This window comes from Bacteroidota bacterium, assembly GCA_016213405.1.
Classification (GTDB): Bacteria; Bacteroidota; Bacteroidia; order Palsa-948; family Palsa-948; genus Palsa-948.
Genome location: JACRAM010000125.1, coordinates 43,099 through 60,056, shown reverse-complemented (window position 1 = coordinate 60,056; position 16,958 = coordinate 43,099). Strand labels below are relative to the sequence as shown.

12 protein-coding genes are annotated in these 16,958 nt (G+C 41.2%); 7 read left to right on the top strand and 5 right to left on the bottom strand.

Going from position 1 to position 16,958, the window contains the following annotated elements:
* Positions 1-94 precede the first annotated feature (94 nt).
* Both HY841_15215 and HY841_15210 read right to left on the bottom strand, forming a co-directional pair.
* Positions 95-2,188 (bottom strand): PKD domain-containing protein, encoded by a 2,094-nt coding sequence (locus HY841_15215; protein MBI4932106.1) that lies wholly within the window; start codon positions 2,186-2,188, stop codon positions 95-97.
* Between the two features lie 72 nt (positions 2,189-2,260).
* Complete coding sequence (locus HY841_15210; protein MBI4932105.1) at positions 2,261-3,400, bottom strand: cystathionine gamma-synthase; 1,140 nt, start codon at positions 3,398-3,400, stop codon at positions 2,261-2,263.
* 103 nt (positions 3,401-3,503) lie between these two features.
* Here HY841_15210 and HY841_15205 point away from each other — a divergent pair, with 103 nt between their 5' ends.
* The 3 genes from HY841_15205 (at position 3,504) to HY841_15195 (ending at position 6,162) form a co-directional block, all read left to right on the top strand.
* Complete coding sequence (locus tag HY841_15205) at positions 3,504-4,394, top strand: EamA family transporter (protein ID MBI4932104.1); 891 nt, start codon at positions 3,504-3,506, stop codon at positions 4,392-4,394.
* 28 nt (positions 4,395-4,422) lie between these two features.
* Positions 4,423-5,670: a glycosyltransferase family 39 protein gene (locus HY841_15200; protein MBI4932103.1), complete on the top strand. Its 1,248-nt coding sequence runs from the start codon at positions 4,423-4,425 to the stop codon at positions 5,668-5,670.
* A 108-nt stretch (positions 5,671-5,778) separates the two neighbouring features.
* On the top strand, positions 5,779-6,162 hold the full coding sequence (locus HY841_15195; GenBank protein ID MBI4932102.1) for a hypothetical protein: 384 nt from the start codon (positions 5,779-5,781) through the stop codon (positions 6,160-6,162).
* Between the two features lie 2 nt (positions 6,163-6,164).
* On the opposite strand, the gene radA is transcribed toward HY841_15195, so the two are convergent.
* Genes radA through rfaE2 form a run of 3 tightly spaced genes read right to left on the bottom strand, consistent with a single transcriptional unit; the run spans position 6,165 to position 9,569 of the window.
* Positions 6,165-7,535 carry a DNA repair protein RadA gene (gene radA / locus HY841_15190; GenBank protein ID MBI4932101.1) on the bottom strand — a complete coding sequence of 457 codons (1,371 nt, stop codon included), beginning with the start codon at positions 7,533-7,535 and terminating at the stop codon, positions 6,165-6,167.
* Between the two features lie 4 nt (positions 7,536-7,539).
* The gene (locus tag HY841_15185; GenBank protein ID MBI4932100.1) at positions 7,540-9,048 is read right to left on the bottom strand and encodes a glycosyltransferase family 39 protein; all 1,509 of its coding nucleotides are present in this window, start codon (positions 9,046-9,048) and stop codon (positions 7,540-7,542) included.
* Positions 9,049-9,074: 26 nt separating this feature from the next.
* Positions 9,075-9,569 (bottom strand): D-glycero-beta-D-manno-heptose 1-phosphate adenylyltransferase, encoded by a 495-nt coding sequence (gene rfaE2 / locus HY841_15180; protein MBI4932099.1) that lies wholly within the window; start codon positions 9,567-9,569, stop codon positions 9,075-9,077.
* Positions 9,570-9,626: 57 nt separating this feature from the next.
* On the opposite strand from rfaE2, the gene HY841_15175 reads away from it, so the two are divergent.
* The 4 genes from HY841_15175 to HY841_15160 all read left to right on the top strand — a co-directional run bounded on the left by HY841_15175 (position 9,627) and on the right by HY841_15160 (position 16,957).
* Complete coding sequence (locus HY841_15175; protein MBI4932098.1) at positions 9,627-9,848, top strand: hypothetical protein; 222 nt, start codon at positions 9,627-9,629, stop codon at positions 9,846-9,848.
* A 6-nt stretch (positions 9,849-9,854) separates the two neighbouring features.
* Complete coding sequence (locus tag HY841_15170) at positions 9,855-12,425, top strand: DUF559 domain-containing protein (GenBank protein MBI4932097.1); 2,571 nt, start codon at positions 9,855-9,857, stop codon at positions 12,423-12,425.
* A gap of 1,274 nt (positions 12,426-13,699) precedes the next feature.
* Positions 13,700-16,549, top strand: coding sequence for a pyruvate carboxylase (locus tag HY841_15165; protein ID MBI4932096.1), 2,850 nt, complete (start codon positions 13,700-13,702; stop codon positions 16,547-16,549).
* A gap of 30 nt (positions 16,550-16,579) precedes the next feature.
* Positions 16,580-16,957: a DUF1987 domain-containing protein gene (locus HY841_15160; GenBank protein ID MBI4932095.1), complete on the top strand. Its 378-nt coding sequence runs from the start codon at positions 16,580-16,582 to the stop codon at positions 16,955-16,957.
* Position 16,958 lies beyond the last annotated feature (1 nt).

Here is a 16,958-nt window from a genome sequence, read left to right as displayed (position 1 = left end):
CATCCCTTCGGGAAAGGTGGTGGTGCTGAGGTAAAATAAAAAGCCCTGATGCGTAAATACGGTCAGGGCTTTTTTAAAAAGGAAGGAGTTTGATTTACTCAACGATTACTTTCTTCATCACCGAATAACCATCCACATTTAGTTTCACAAAATAAACTCCCGCGTTGAGGGTTTTTCCGCTTATTGGGAATTCATAAGTGCCTGCTCCCAATTCGGTAGTTGAAACGGGCGTTATTTCTTTTCCTATCACATCATAAATGCCAATGGAAACAGTATGTTTGTTGGCTATAGAAAAAGAAACCGTTGTGTTTTCATTTAAGGGATTTGGAAAAACAGAAAATCCGAATTCATTGGCGGTTTCTTCAGCAATGCCAAGAGGAGTTCCGGTAATGTTGATGTCATCAATATACACATTGTTTCCTGCTCCGCCAGCTCCGGTAAATTCAAACTTAAATCTGAAATTATTACTGCCGGAATAGCTTGCCAAACTTACAGATTCCAATCTCCATTGGCTTGAAATAGTGGGAGTGAAGGAACTTGACACAACGCCTGCTGTTGCGAGATTTGCCCCGAACTTTGAATATTTCTGCGACCATGCGGCACCACAAGTAGTTGAAACGAGCATTCTTAATTTATCTGCATCACTTGAAGTTTTTTGAGCATAGGCCACCCGGAAATTGAGAGTAGGACTTGTAATTTGTGAAAGATCAACAGACGGTCCCATGGTTTCCTCCACATAAGGAAGGGTTGAGGAGTAATTATTAAGAGTTAAAGAAGCACTTCCTGTATATGCTGCAGATGTTGTTCTGTTCCAGGTTGGGGAAGTACTGCCGCTCACTAAATTATTATACCAATCATTATAAGGAAACCCTGCGTTTTCTAATCCTTCAGAATAAGGTGCAATGCCTGTTGCGGTATTACCTAAAACAATAATATAAGATGCTTTAGTAGTTGTTTTGGTTGATATGCCATCGCTTACAGTAAGTGTAACGCTGTAAGTTCCGGGCGTGTTGTAAATGTATGTAGGATTTTGTGTAGTTGCATCTATGGTGGTATTGTTATCAAAATCCCATTGCCATGATGTGGGAGGGTTGTTCCATGATAAATCAGTGAATGTTATGGATGTGCCCACGCAGACAACTTTTTTGTTCACCGAAAAATCTGCTGTGCATAACTGGGCTGAACCGCTTAATCCGGTGGCGGTAAGATTTCCGGCAGACCACAGATTGTTTCTGCTGGCAGTAGAAGAGAATAAAGCATTTCTCACTCTAGTTTTTTGTCCGGAAGTATACATTTTCTGGCAGTAGGCATATTCCATATAGTTCTCCACATTTTCATCTGTGCCCGGAGTGCATACATCATTACTGGAGAGATTGCAGGAAGTCCAGCCCATGGTAACGGGTGTATCGGTAACAACATCATCCCCGCAGGCAACGCCCGGCTGATTGGTGCTTCCCCAGCAATGCTGAAGGTTAGCCCAGTGCCCAACCTCATGCGTTAATGCTCTTGACGTGGTAGCGCTGCTGGTGCCAATGCTTCCCACATAACTGTGAAGAATCATTACACCATCAATTGCCGGATTGCTTACAGTAGCAGAAGGATAATATGAATATCCCGCGGCTCCGCTTGCTATGCTGGAACAGGTCCATATATTGAGGTATTTATTTCGGGGCCATTGATTCAGCTTTGAAGCATCACTTGCATTATAGGTTAACTGGGTTGCTATTCGGTCAATGCCATTTGTACAGATGCCGTTGGGGTCGAGTTGGGCAAGTTTAAATTCAACTTCACAATCAGCAATAAGAGCTTTAAAGGGTGTGGCAACCGTAGCGGTATCAGCATTTTGTTTTCTGAAATCGCGTAAAAGAATATTTACAGCGTCTTTCACCTGGGCGTCAGAAATATTTTCTGGTCCGTAGTTGTGCAACACATGAACTACAACAGGAATGGTATAAACAACTCCGTGTGGAACAGGATTGGTCTTGCTGTTTTCCTCATCCTGAAGGTCAATGATGTCCTGAACATTTTTCAGGTAAGGATTGTTTTTGTAAAGCTCCTGCATGGCTTCAGTGGCACCGCAGTATTTAAGCGGCTCGCCAGAAACAGGATGAACTTCTTGTGCCTGTAAGAAGTAAGAGGGGAGAAGGCAGATGGTAATCAGCGCGAAGGAAAGTAATAGTTTTTTCATATTGATTTATTTAGAAGGAAAAACAAAGGTACATTAAAGATTTAAGATTGCCAAGAGAAAACGTTAGAAATATTATCCCAGTGCTTGTTTCAAATCCTCGATTAAATCCTCTGCATCTTCAATTCCCACGCTGATACGGAGAAATGAATCCGCTATTCCTATTTTTGCGCGCTCTTCTTTAGGAATGGAAGCATGCGTCATGGTAGGGGGATGGCTGATGAGCGATTCAACACCGCCCAGCGATTCTGCCAGTGAAAAAACTTTTGTGCCTGACGCTATGCGGAACGCATCTTCCAGTTTATTTCCTTTTAATGTGAACGACATCATGCCTCCGAAATCTTTCATTTGTTTTTTTGCGATGCTGTGATTAGGAGAATCAGGAAATCCGGGCCAATGCACTTTATCCACCTTCGGATGATTTCTCAGGAACTCGGCAATCTTTTTCCCGTTCTCGCAATGCCTTTCCATCCGCACATGCAAGGTTTTTATTCCGCGGAGGACAAGGAATGAATCCATCGGTCCGGGATTCGCCCCGCAAGAGTTTAGAATGAAAGCAAGCTGTTCATGAAGTTTGTCATCGTTGGTGCAGGTGGCGCCCATCACCACATCAGAATGCCCGGCAATGTATTTTGTAACTGAATGCATAACAATGGATGCGCCTATGCCGAGAGGGTTTTGCAGATAAGGTGAGGCAAATGTATTATCCACAACAAGAATCAGGTTTTTATCTTTCGCGATTTTTGCGCAGGCGGAGATGTCAATGATCTTCATCATCGGGTTGGTGGGAGATTCCACCCAAAGCATTTTTGTTTTCGCATTTACCTGCTTTGAAATAGTATTCGGAGAACTCATATCCACATAATGAAATTTTATTCCGTAGCCGGAATAAATTTTTTCGAACATTCGGTAGCTTCCTCCGTACAAATCATTGGTGGCAATCACTTCATCGCCCGGCTTGAGTAATTTAATAATCGCATCGCTTGCGCCCATTCCACTGGAGAAACACAAGCCGTGTTTTGCGTTCTCGAGAGAAGCAATACATTTTTCAAGAGCGATGCGTGTAGGATTTTTTCCCCGAGCGTAAGCGTAGCCCTTGTTTTTTCCGGGAGCTTCCTGTACATAAGTGGAAGTCTGATAAATGGGAGTCATGATGGCGCCCGTGGTCGGGTCGGGCTCCTGCCCTGCGTGAATAGCTTTGGTTGCGAAACGCATAGTCTTGAGTCTTGAGTAGTGAGTAGTGAGATTTGCGATGTGAACAAAGGTAAATTTTTCTCCATTAGTCCGATTTGTATCATTTGTATATTGGCAATTTACCATGAACAAAAATCTCCAGGCCCACATCTTTCTTTTTATTTCGCAGGCGCTGTATGCGGCAAGTTTTCCTATAGCGAAAATCGTGATGGCAGATATTCCTTACAACGTGCTGGTGATTATGCGCGTGGCAGGAGCAATTATTTTATTCTGGACATCTTCATTCATCATTAATGAAAAGGTTGATAAGAAGGATTTTTTGAGATTGTTCGCGTTGGGAATTTGTGGTGTGGCAATCAATCAGTCGCTTTTTCTGAAAGGACTTCACCTCACCTCTCCCATAGATGCCGCCATTATGATGATTACCACTCCTATTCTTGTGCTCATCATCGCCAGTTTGATCATCAAAGAAAGAATCACTCTTTTAAAAACGGTGGGTATTGCAATAGGTTTTTCAGGTGCCGCCTATTTAGTTTACCAGAATATGGGCGGGGAGCAAAAAGAAGCTTCTTTTCTCGGAGATGTATTTGTGTTCATCAATGCCTGTTCGTGGGGAACATTTCTCGTGCTGGTGAAACCGCTGATGAAAAAATACCACAGCATCACCATACTCAAATGGGTTTTTCTTTTCGGATTACCGCTTGTTCTCCCTTTCGGCATTGCTGATGGAATAAATTTAGAGTGGCAAAATTTATCTATGCATGTTTGGTTCTATGCCGGATTTGTAATTGTGTTCACTACCTTTGTGGCCTATCTGCTCAACACCCTTGCGCTGAAAGAACTTTCTCCTTCCATCGTAAGTGCCTACATTTATACGCAACCGTTTCTCACAGCGCTCATCTCTATTTTTGTTTTTAAAAATGATACGTTAACATGGGAAAAGATTTTTTCTGCGCTGATGATATTTACAGGTGTTTATTTAGTGAGTATCGAAAAGAAAGCAGCTGCAGCGTAAGAAAAAATGTTGAACCGGAAAAAAGCGAATGACAATCAGAAAAATAGTATTGCTTGCTTTTCTTCTGCGCCTCGGCTGGGCATTGGCGGTTTTGTTTCTCAACCCCGATGGTATTTGGGTATATGATTCTTACGGCTACTGGTATCTGGCAAAAAATTTATTGGAGCATGGAGTGTTCAGCCAGTGTGCTTCTCTTCCTTTCGACCCCGATTATTTTCGCACTCCTTTGTATCCGATTTTAATTTCTCTCTTTCAATTATTGCATCTTAATAATTTCTTTATCGTGCTTGCTCAGGCAATTCTTTCTGCTTTTACCTGCTATTTTACAATGCGCATCTGCGAAGAAATATTTCAGAACCGAAAAATTGTTTTTATTGCAGGATTAATTATAGCCCTTGATTTTTCTTCTATCATTTTTTCAAATTTCATACTCACGGAAACACTTTTTAGTTTTTTATTTTCAGTTTACTGTCTTTTCTTTGTCAGGTTTTTAAAATCTAACGAAAGAAAATTTCTTTTCTATGCTTCTTTTTTTTGCGGATTACTTATTCTATGCAGACCTATTGCTGTTTTTATTCCGGTGATTCAAGCAGCTGTTTTATTGTTTAGAAGAAAAAAAATATTCATACGAATTACAATTTCTGTTTTTCTTCCTTTGATTATTATTTCGCCCTGGCTTATCCGAAATAAAATTGCTTTTGGAGAATTTTCCATAAGCTATTTGCCAAGTCACAACCTGATGAATCATCATGCGGCAAATGTTATTGCTGAGAAGGAAAATATTTCATACATGGATGCGGAGGTCAAATTCAGAACCAAAATGATAAAGCAATTCAGTGGTGACGCCCTCAAACAACCTGCAGAATTTGCCGGGTTCATTCGAAATGAATCAATGAAAATAATTTTCAATGATTTTGGTATTTTCCTCAAACAGCATGTGCAAAATGTTTTTGGTTTTTTTGCTAAACCAATCAGAAGTTACATTGATTTTCAGATTGGGAATAAGAATACAAGTATTCTGACTAAGATTCTGGTTGTATTGCAGATAATTTTGCTTACAATCATATATGCGGCTTTTTTAAAAGGAATATTTTCAATGAAACAGCAATTGATTTTTCTTCTCTTTTTTTTACTTCTCATCTTCTATTTCGCAAACATGACAGTTCCCCCCTTTTCCGAAGCCCGACTGAGAATTCCTGCAATGCCTTTGATTGCGGTAATAAGTGCTATGGGATTCTATCATTTCAGGGTTTTTCTTTCATCTAAGATTTTCTGAAATTCGTCTGCTGAAAACAGAGCACTCGTCTAATTTCTCGTAATGAAATCAAATATTTTATACTTGGTTCTCGTTTTAGCATGGTAATTGCTTTTGAAACTATTTTAAATGAGGGAGAGCAAGAAAAATAAAAGCACACGGGTCATTAATCTGCAATATATGATTGACTGTTCCAAGTTGCTCGCACGCAAATGGTGGTGGAAGTATTCAGGCAGGAAGAATGAGATAATGATTTTTACCGCAGATGATTTTTTGCTTACTTCGGCTGACGGGAAAGTCACCATGCTTGTGGATGCTCTCAACAAACGCGTCATCACCATTCTGATGCATCCGAAGAGAGGACTGACCTGCCTTTCCCGCGGAGGAATTACATTGCCCTGGCTTGATAAAATTTTCCGCAATCCCCGCCTGCACACGAATATCATTCCGGCACATTACATTAACATTAATGATGTGAAACGATTGATAGGAAATATGGAATTGCCTCCGTGAAATTAGCCGAACAGTAACCGAAACACATCTTCCACTTTTCCGACAGAAGTGATTTTTATTCCAAAACTTTTTTGATTCAACCCTTTCAGGTTGTATTTGGAAATAAAAATAGTTGAAAAGCCGAGTTTTTCCGCTTCTGAAATACGGCTTTCTATTCTGCTGACAGGACGAATCTCTCCGCTCAATCCGACTTCCGCACAGAAACAAAACTTTTGTGAGATGGGAATATCTTCGCTGGAGGAAAGTACCGCACAAATCACGGCAAGGTCAATAGCCGGGTCTTCTACTTTTATTCCGCCCGCCACATTCAGAAAAACATCTTTCAATCCGAGTTTGAAACCGCATCTTTTTTCCAATACGGCAAGAAGCATGGATAATCTTTTTGTATCGAAACCTGTTGCGGTTCGTTGCGGAGTTCCGTATACTGCAGAACTAACGAGCGTTTGAATTTCTATGAGCATCGGTCGGATTCCTTCCATTGTTGTAGCGATTGCAACTCCACTCACGGGTTCTTCGCGTGCGGTGATGAGAATTTCAGATGGGTTGCTCACTTCGCGCAAACCAATTCCTGTCATCTCGTAAATTCCTAATTCATTCGTGGAGCCGAAACGATTTTTCAATGTGCGGAGCAACCTATATATATGGTGCCGGTCGCCTTCAAACTGCAAAACTGTATCCACCATGTGTTCTAAAACTTTTGGACCTGCGAGCATTCCGTCTTTGGTGATGTGCCCTATAAGAAACACAGGCGTAGAACTTTCTTTCGCATAGCGCAAAAGTTCTGCCGTGCATTCTCTCACCTGAGAAATGCTTCCTGGCGAAGAATCAATATGCGAGCTATACATGGTTTGTATGGAATCAACAATCACCAGATTTGGCTCCAGCATTTCAATCTGCTTGAAAATATTCTGCATGCTCGTTTCGGAAAGAATATAACAGTCCTCATTTTTTCCTCCCATTCTGTCCGCACGCATTCTTATTTGCTGTTCACTTTCTTCTCCTGAAATGTAAAGTGTTTTGATTTTTTTCTGTTGCAAAGCAATCTGCAACATCAATGTTGATTTTCCTATTCCCGGTTCACCTCCGAATAAAACCACCGAGCCAGGAACAACTCCTCCGCCCAACACTCTGTTCAATTCTTTATCGGGAAGAGCGATCCTGATTTCTCCGCTTTGTTCGATTTCAGAAATGCGCAGAGGTTTTGTTGCGCGTTGATTGCTGCTTCCGATTCCTTTTTTCTTTTCGTCACCACTTTTCTGAATGACTTCTTCCACATAGGTGTTCCACTCATTACAAGAAGGACATTTGCCAATCCATTTTCCGGATTGCGCTCCGCAATTCTGACAGAAGAAAGATGTTTTGATTTTGCTCATGATCCTATTTCTCTATTTTGTAAATGTACGCATCATAATTCCGGTTTATAGGGTTGAGCCAAAATAGTAATTTATCAAGGAATCCCGATTCAGCAGTAGTTTCATATTTTATATTCGGGAAACATGTTTTGAACTTCTTTATACGGTTATCTAAATTTTCCTCGTCAAAGAAAATTACATAGTTGGGACGCATGGAGGAATTTTTTTGAATGCACGCGCAGAGGGAATCAATTGTGTAAACACTCGTAACCCCCTGCACATAGCCATCGCGGTACCATTTTCGAAGATAGAAAAACGGAGGCATGGTAAACTCATCGCGAAAACTTTCTTCCACCAGAAGACGATTAAAATCTTTTTTCGTTGACAAATAAACCATGGCTTCTACACGGCTTTTTTTTGAATAGGCAACGGACACTACGAGCAAAGGCAAAAGGTTCAGCGTCAAGAAAAAAATCCAGCAGGCGCGAAGAAGTTTTTTTCGGTTATTCCAGAACTCAGATTTTTTAACAAAATCATTCCATCCTATTACTCCGAGAATAATTACAAAGGGAATGATAGGTAAAATAAACCGCTCCTGCTTATTCGGAAAGTAACAATGAAAAGCAAGAAAAATAAAACCGGGAAGAAAAAGCAGGAGATGTTTTTTCCAGCTTCTGAAAAATCCAAAAAGAAGAAACAGGCTGATAGGAGGAATTAATAGCCCCAGCAAAAGCCCGAAGTACATATACCATTGCTGTACAAAATAAGTTTCTGCATTCTCAATATTATATCGCACATATTCTTTAAACTCCATGAATGGATGTCCCCAGATTACTTCGTCAATAATTCCCTGCAAAGAAGCCATGCAGATCAATGCCCCGATTCCAAAGAAAACGGTTTCTTTCCATTTTTTCTGAAACAACAGAGCGAGTCCTAATCCTCCTACGAAAAGAATGGATTGAAAACGAATGGAAAAGGCAATGCCTGCAATTATTCCTGCGAGAAAAAAATGTAGAAAAAAATTCATCCGAGATGGTCTCACTAACATCCAGGTTGAAATCATCAGGAAAGGAATGCATGCTACTTCTACTAAATTTCTCACACTTGCATTTGGGAAAAACCAGTAAACAGCAAGAAGGATTCCAGCCATGCGGGCTGAATGTTTATCAGAAACTAACTGGGCAATTCTATAGCCTAGAATAACAGTGATTAATGAAAGCAAAGCATGCAGCAACCGCACGATATACATTTTTATCTGCGGGTCATAAATGCCGATTACCTGCAAACCTTTGAAAAGAAAATAATGAAGCCCGCAGTAAAACCAGCTATGCCCGCTTGGTTGCGGGGAAGAGGAAGAAGAGGGAAGCCAATTGTTGTAATCAAAATTATCTACCCATGATTGAGCGGATTCAATTACAAGAAAATGGTCATCGTGCATGCCATAGCCTTTGGAGAAAATTACGGCAAGCAATCGAAAAAAAACAGCAGAAAATAAAATTAATCTGAGAGGTTTTTCTTCCCAGAGAATTTTCATTCGCTCAATCATTTGCTGAGAAAATATTATGAAGACTTAATCTTATTCTCAATATTCGTGGTTGAGTATCCTTCCACAAACGGAATGACAGCAATCGTTCCGCCTTTTGCTTTAACCATGTCAGCACCAACTATTTCATTTTCTTTCCAGTCACCGCCTTTCACCAAAACATCCGGCTGAATAATTTTTATGAGTTCAAGGGGAGTTTCTTCTTCAAAAATTGTGATGGCTTCAACAAACTGAAACGCGGAAAGAATAAGCGCTCGGTCGTTTTCATTTTGTATCGGACGATTTGCACCTTTATGCAATTTTTTTACAGAAGAATCCGAATTAACTCCTATGACAAGTACATCGCCAAGATCTGCTGCTTTGCTGAGATAATCAATGTGTCCGTGGTGAAGCAAATCAAAACAACCGTTGGTAAAAACGATTTTCAAATCCTTCATTTTCCACACGGCTACATTGCGCCTGAGCTGTTCCAGCGGAACAATTTTCTTTTGAATTATTTCTAAGTTGGTCATAAGAGTTTCAAAGATATAGGAATTATGTAATTTCGCTCGTTCAAATTTGATTTAATCATGTCTAAGAAAATCATCGTACTTGATGCGTCTCTGAAAAGCACTAAAACTCCTGTTTGGTGGAAGCTTGGAAAATATTTTATCCACCAGGAAAACATCCGTTCGATTTCGAGAAAAGGGAAAGGAACTTCGATAACTATGTTTCACGGAGATGACTTACTTGTGAATGTGAGTTACGATAAACTTAAAACTCTTCTCCCTTCTGATAGCAAGGCAATCTGATTTGAGTTGGAATCTTTTCTCAATACTCCGATAAAATTTCTTAAAGGCGTTGGTCCTGAACGCGAAAAATTACTGAAAGCCGAATTGAACATTCAGACATTTGGTGATTTGCTTCATCATTTTCCTTTCCGCTATGTAGATCGCACAAAATTTTATAAAGTAAAAGAACTGAATACTGATTTACCGTTTGTTCAGTTGCACGGAAAAATAAAAAGCGCAGAAGTTATTTCCACAGGAAAGAAAAGATTGGTCGCAAAGTTAGCTGATGACACAGGGGTTATTGAACTGGTCTGGTTTCAGGGAATAAAATGGATTGCGCCCAAACTAAAACCAGGGGCTGAATTCATTGTATTCGGAAAGCCCGCGCGATTTCAAAACACCTTCAGTATTTCCCACCCTGAAATGGAAGAAGCCTCCGAAGAGAATATAAAGTTCATGAGCAAATTGCAGGCAGTGTATCATACATCTGAAAAGATGAAACGAAAGTGGCTTGACAGCAATGGAATATGGAAACTTCAGCGCGCACTTGTTCCTAAGATCAATAATAATATTCCTGAAATTCTTTCTGCTTCGCTGATTGAAAAAAATAAATTCATTTCCCGTGAAGAAGCAATCAAGAACATTCATCTTCCGCAAAATCCAGAAATTCTGAAGCGTGCTGAGTTTCGGCTGAAGTTTGACGAATTGTTTTTCATCCAACTCCGTCTTTTGCAGATGAAAGCAATTCGCAAGAAAACATATTCAGGATTTAATTTTTCTTCTGTTGGAAATCACTTCAATGATTTTTTCAGGAACCATCTCCCGTTTGAATTAACGAACGCACAAAAGCGAGTCATCAAAGAAATTCGCACTGATATGGCAACTGGCAAGCAGATGAACCGCCTTTTGCAGGGTGATGTGGGAAGTGGAAAAACAATTGTCGCGCTGATGAGCATGCTCATTGCGATTGATAACGGATTTCAGGCCTGCGTGATGGCTCCAACAGAAATTCTTTCCATGCAACATCATAAAAATCTTGAACGATTATTGCAGAATACGAATGTGAAAATTGCTTTGCTAACCGGCTCAACAAAAAAGAAAGAAAGAACAATAATTCATGAACAATTGCAAAGTGGAGAACTTAATATTCTCATCGGCACACATGCGCTTGTAGAAGAAGTGGTTCAATTTAAAAATCTAGGGCTTGCCGTAATTGACGAGCAACATAAATTCGGAGTTGCTCATCGCTCCCGTCTGTGGAAAAAAAGTTCTTCCTCCCCCAATGGGGGAGGTAGGGAGGGGGCATGGGCACCCCCTCATGTATTAGTAATGACCGCCACCCCAATCCCCCGAACATTAGCAATGACTCTCTATGGAGATTTAGATATTTCTACTATTGATGAACTCCCTCCCGGCAGAAAACCCATCAAAACAGCTCATCGCATAGATGTGCACCGCCCGAAAGTTTTTCAGTTTATGAAAGAACAGATTGCAAAAGGCGGACAGGTTTATGTTGTGTATCCGATTATAGAAGAATCAAAAGTTTTGGATTATGAAAATCTTAGAGAAGGATGGGAAAGAATTACAAAAGAGTTCGGAAGCCTACCCCCGTCCCCTTCCCAAGGAAGTGGAGATGAAAAACCTTTCTACGAGACCGCAAGACCTTCCATGTACCATTTGTTCAAAGAACTTCAGGAAGAAAGAAAAGGGGCTACAACAGAAGCGGAAAAAGTTCTTTGGCAATGTTTGAGAAAGAAAAATCTTGAGGAATACAAATTCAGAAGACAGCACATCATTGATGAATTCATTGTTGATTTTGTTTGCTTATCAAAACTCCTGATTATAGAAGTGGATGGTGGGTATCATCTTCGACCAGAAATTGTGCAAGCAGATAAAGAACGAACAATGCGATTAGAAAATTTAGGTTTTAAAATTATTCGTTTTAAAAATGAAGAGGTGATTGGTAATGCAGAAGCGGTATTGGAGAAAATAAAAATGGAATTAATCTCCCTCCCCTTGGGGGAGGGCAGGGGTGGGGCTCCTGTTCGTGTTGCAATGGTTCACGGACAACTTCCAAATAATGTACGCGACCACAACATGAAAGAATTTGCCGAAGGGAAAATAAATATCCTTGTTGCCACCACAGTGATTGAAGTGGGCTTAGATGTTCCCAATGCCTGTGTGATGGTGATTGAAAGTTCTGAACGTTTCGGTCTTTCACAGTTACACCAGCTGCGTGGAAGAGTAGGGCGCGGTGCCGAAGAATCATTTTGCATTCTCATGACGGGCTATAAACTTTCTGCCGAAGCGCGAGTGCGTATGGAAACGATGGTGCGCACCAACAACGGTTTTGAAATTGCCGAAGTGGATTTGCACCTCCGCGGTCCGGGCGACATGGCGGGCACACAGCAAAGCGGAATCACCGATTTGCACATAGCCGATCTGATAAAAGATTCGCAGATACTCACTTTCTCCCGCGACATTGCAGAAAAACTTTTACTAGCTGACCCCGACCTCTCCCTCCCTGAAAACCTGCCCATCCTTACCGAACTCACCCGAATCAAAAAAGCAAAACCGTATTGGGGAAGGATTAGTTAGGGCGCGTCCTTCGAAGACTCAGGTCAGGCTTTCGCCACTCGCTTTTTTGTGAAACACAAAAAGAGCTCAGACAATTGGCTCAATCCTTCGCGCAAAAAAATTACCACCCCTTCCCCTCCTTCAAAAGGAGGGGAGATTTTTTGGTGAATCATTTTACCCCGACATGAATGTCGGGGCTATTAATATTAAACTCCTAAGGAGTTTTTCCTCGCTCCATAGGAGCGATATGTTAATAGTCCTCCGATTTATCGGAGGGAAAACGAAATGCCCACACCTCACACGGCTGTTTGCGCGAAGGATAGAAGCGAAAATCCTTTGGCGAGAAGATTCTTCGCTTTGCTCAGAATGACAAAGCCAAAGATTGTAGCGGATAGCCTGATCCCTTGCGTTTCGCTTGGGGACGCGCCCAAATAACACCCATCGTTAATTGTTTGTTAATTGAATTGCTTGTTTCCGTTTCGTTTCCTATCTATTTTCGCGCGGTAAAAAAATCGGTGTAATCATTTTTCATAATCTGTGTAATCGTTTAAATGAAAATCAAAAAAATATTGGTCGCCAACCGTGGCGAAATCGCAATCCGGGTTTTCCGCGCCTGCTTTGAACTTGGTTTGAAGACGGTCGGAATTCATACCTACGAAGACCGCTACTCCCAGCACCGCTACAAAGCCGATGAGTCCTATCAGGTCGGAAAAGATGACGAAGCGCTCAAGCCCTACCTGAACATGGACGAAATAATAAATCTTGCCAAAGAAAAACAAGTAGATGCCATTCATCCCGGCTACGGATTTCTCTCCGAGAATGCAGAATTCGCGCGCAAGTGTGCAGAGAACGGAATTATTTTCATAGGTCCCAAACCTGAAGTAATGCTCGCACTGGGCGATAAAATTTCTGCCAAGAAAATTGCGCAGGCAAATAATATTCCCATCATTGAAAGCAGTAACAAGGATTTGAAGAATATAAAAGTCGCTCTGGAGGAAGCGGATAGAATCGGATTTCCGTTGATGCTGAAAGCAACAGCCGGAGGTGGAGGAAGAGGAATGCGTGTGGTTCGCAATTCGGAAGATCTGGAAAAATCTTTTGATGAAGCAAGGCGCGAAGCAAAAAATGCTTTTGGTGATGACACCGTATTTCTTGAAAAGTTTGTAGAAAATCCCAAACACATTGAAGTTCAGATTGCGGCTGATAATTTCGGACACATTGTTCATCTTTTTGAGCGCGACTGTTCCGTTCAGCGCAGGTATCAGAAGGTGGTAGAAGTAGCCCCTTCGTTTGGTTTGCCGCAGGAAGTAAGGCAAAAACTCTATAACTACGCCCTGAAGATTTGCAAAGCAGTAAACTATAATAATGTCGGGACGGTGGAATTTCTAGTGAGCGCCCAAACCCTTCCCCAAAGGAAGGGAGATGGAGAAGAAGCCCAACCCCAGCCCTTCCCCAAGGGAAGGGAGAAAAAAAATTCTGAGAACAGAAAGCGTGAAAAAAAAGTCCTCCCCTTGGGGGAGGATTTAGGTGGGGCTTCATGGTCTCTTTACTTCATCGAAGTAAATCCCCGTATTCAAGTAGAGCATACTGTAACTGAAATGGTAACTGGAATTGATATCGTGAAAACACAAATCTTTGTTGCGGGAGGATACAAACTAAGCGATACGCAGATTAAAATTTTATCACAGGATGCGATAAAAACAAACGGTTATGCAATTCAATGCCGTGTTACCACCGAAGATCCTGAGCAGGATTTCAAACCCGATTACGGAACGGTGATTACTTACCGAAGTCCTGGCGGATTTGGAATTCGTTTGGATGCCGGCAGTGTTTATCAGGGAGCAACCATCAGCCCGTTCTTTGATTCCATGCTGGTAAAAATTTCCGCGCACTCCCGCACGCTCGATGGCGCTTGCAGAAGAATGCACCGTGCGCTTTCTGAATTCCGCATCCGTGGAGTGAAGACGAATATTCCTTTTCTTGAAAACATCGTTAACCACAAAGATTTTCACGATGGCAAAGCAACAGTTTCTTTTATTGCGAATCACAAAGAGCTTTTTATCTTTCAGAAACGATTAGACAGGGCAACCAAGGTAGTGAAGTTTTTGGGAGATACTATTGTGAACGGAAATCCGGATGTAAAAGTAGTGGATAAGACGAAAATATTTCAGAAACCGAATGTTCCTTCGTACAATCATTATGATAGATTTCCTGAAGGAACAAAAGACCTTCTTACGAAATTAGGTCCTGAAAAATTCTGCGAGTGGCTGAAAAAAGAAAAAAAGATTCATTACACCGATACTACTTTCCGCGATGCGCATCAGTCACTTCTTGCAACTCGTATGAGAACCTATGACATGCTGAAAGTGGCTGAAAGTTTCGCAAAGAACCACCCGCAGGTGTTCAGCATGGAGGTTTGGGGTGGCGCCACGTTTGATGTGTGCCTGCGTTTCCTCTATGAAAATCCATGGCGCAGATTGATAGACATCCGCAAAGCAGTTCCTAATATTCTTTTGCAGATGCTCATCCGCGGCTCAAATGCAGTGGGCTACACTGCGTATCCTGATAATCTTGTGGAAAAGTTCATCGAGAAATCATATGAGCATGGCATAGACATTTTTCGTGTGTTTGATTCGCTTAACTGGCTGAAAGCGATGGAGCCGAGCATTAGCGCCATCCGAAAAAAAACCAAAAGTATCGCGGAAGTGGCGATGTGTTACACAGGAGAGATTCTCGATACAAGCAGGAAAAAATATAATCTCAAGTATTATCTCAAACTAGCGAAGGAAATAGAAAATTCAGGTGCGCACATTCTTGCGATAAAAGATATGGCTGGTTTGCTCAAGCCATATTCTGCTTACGAACTTATTTCCGAACTGAAACAAAAAATAAAAATCCCGATTCACCTTCACACGCATGATACTTCTTCACTTCAATCAGCCATGTATCTCAAAGCGATTGAAGCGGGAGTGGACGTGATTGACGTTGCGCTTGGCGGATTGTCGGGTTTGACTTCCCAGCCCAATTTTAATTCCATCGTTGAGATGATGAAATTTCACAAGCGGGAAAATAAGATTGATGTAGATAAATTAAATCAGTTCTCAAATTACTGGGAAGACGTGCGTGAGTATTATTATTCTTTTGAATCGGGATTGAAAGCAAGTACTGCAGAAGTTTTCTACCACGAAATGCCGGGCGGGCAATATTCCAATCTGGTTCAGCAGGCAAGTGCGCTTGGAGTAGGGGAGAAGTTTGAAGAAATCAAGAAAACCTATCGTGATGTGAATCTTTTGTTCGGAGACATTGTGAAAGTTACTCCAAGTTCAAAAGTGGTAGGCGACATGACTCTGTTCATGATTTCAAATGGGCTCACGGCAAAAGATGTGCTGGAAAAAGGTGGTACACTTTCTTTCCCCGAATCCGTGCATGGATTTTTCAGAGGAGATTTGGGACAATCGCCAGGAGGTTTTCCAAAGCAATTACAGAAGTTGGTTTTGAAAGATAAAAAACCCTACACCAATCGCCCTAACGCACATCTTGAGCCGGTTGATTTTGAACAAGAGTTTGAAGAGTTTAAAAAGAAGTTCAGGGAAAGCGATTTAGGCAGACCTATTTATATCACCGATTTTCTTTCATACAAAATGTATCCGAAGGTCTTTGAAGATACGTTTAAGAAGTGGACAGAATTTGGGTTTGTTTCTCGCATACCAACAAGAAATTTTTTCTTCGGAATGAATTTAAACGAAGAAACGATTATTGAACTCACGGCTGGAAAATCCATCATCGTGAAATTGCTTTCCATCGGTCCACCGAATGAAAACGGAATGAGAACGGTCTTCTTCAAAGTAAACGGACAAACCCGCAACATTGAAGTGCAAGACCGCTCGCTCAATATTAAAAAGGAAGAAAACCAAAAAGTGGAGAATGGAAACTCAAAACATATCGGTGCTCCGTTGCAGGGACTCCTCTCAAAAGTTTTTGTGAAGAAAGGACAGACAGTAAAAAAGAACGAACCGCTTTTCGTTATTGAAGCGATGAAAATGGAAACAACAGTCACTGCTCAAACAGATGTGGAGGTAAAAAATATTTCGCTTAAAGAGGGTGTCCGTGTAAGTGCGGATGACCTTGTGGTTATCTTGAATTAATTTTTACTTTTGCCTGTGTAAGCCAGCGCCATGGAAGAACTGATTATTAAAGGAACAGACTACTCCCCCGAAGTTGTTTTTAGCCCGAAGAACAGCACGTATTCTATCTCCGGCTGGTCTCGTCCGGAAAGTCCGTTCAAGTTTTATGAGCAGGTTTTTAAATGGATTGAAGATAAAGGCGTGAAGTTTCTGAACAACGCGACTATAGATTTCAAGATCGAATATTTCAACACCCCTTCGGCTAAAATGATTCGTCATATGTTTGAAAAATTAGATTTGCTGTATCAGCAAGGCGTGAAGATGAATGTGGTTTGGTACTATGATGATGTGGAATCTAAAGAAGAATTTGAGTATGAGTTCGCACAAGGATTGGGTTTTCCGATTAAGTACATAGAAAAAAAACAATAAT

Coding starts and splice junctions, on each gene's coding strand:
- HY841_15215 (MBI4932106.1), bottom strand. CDS start 2,188: ATGAAAAAACTATTACTTTCCTTCGCGCTGATTACCATCTGCCTTCTC.
- HY841_15210 (MBI4932105.1), bottom strand. CDS start 3,400: ATGCGTTTCGCAACCAAAGCTATTCACGCAGGGCAGGAGCCCGACCCG.
- HY841_15205 (MBI4932104.1), top strand. CDS start 3,504: ATGAACAAAAATCTCCAGGCCCACATCTTTCTTTTTATTTCGCAGGCG.
- HY841_15200 (MBI4932103.1), top strand. CDS start 4,423: ATGACAATCAGAAAAATAGTATTGCTTGCTTTTCTTCTGCGCCTCGGC.
- HY841_15195 (MBI4932102.1), top strand. CDS start 5,779: ATGAGGGAGAGCAAGAAAAATAAAAGCACACGGGTCATTAATCTGCAA.
- radA (MBI4932101.1), bottom strand. CDS start 7,535: ATGAGCAAAATCAAAACATCTTTCTTCTGTCAGAATTGCGGAGCGCAA.
- HY841_15185 (MBI4932100.1), bottom strand. CDS start 9,048: ATGAAAATTCTCTGGGAAGAAAAACCTCTCAGATTAATTTTATTTTCT.
- rfaE2 (MBI4932099.1), bottom strand. CDS start 9,569: ATGACCAACTTAGAAATAATTCAAAAGAAAATTGTTCCGCTGGAACAG.
- HY841_15175 (MBI4932098.1), top strand. CDS start 9,627: ATGTCTAAGAAAATCATCGTACTTGATGCGTCTCTGAAAAGCACTAAA.
- HY841_15160 (MBI4932095.1), top strand. CDS start 16,580: ATGGAAGAACTGATTATTAAAGGAACAGACTACTCCCCCGAAGTTGTT.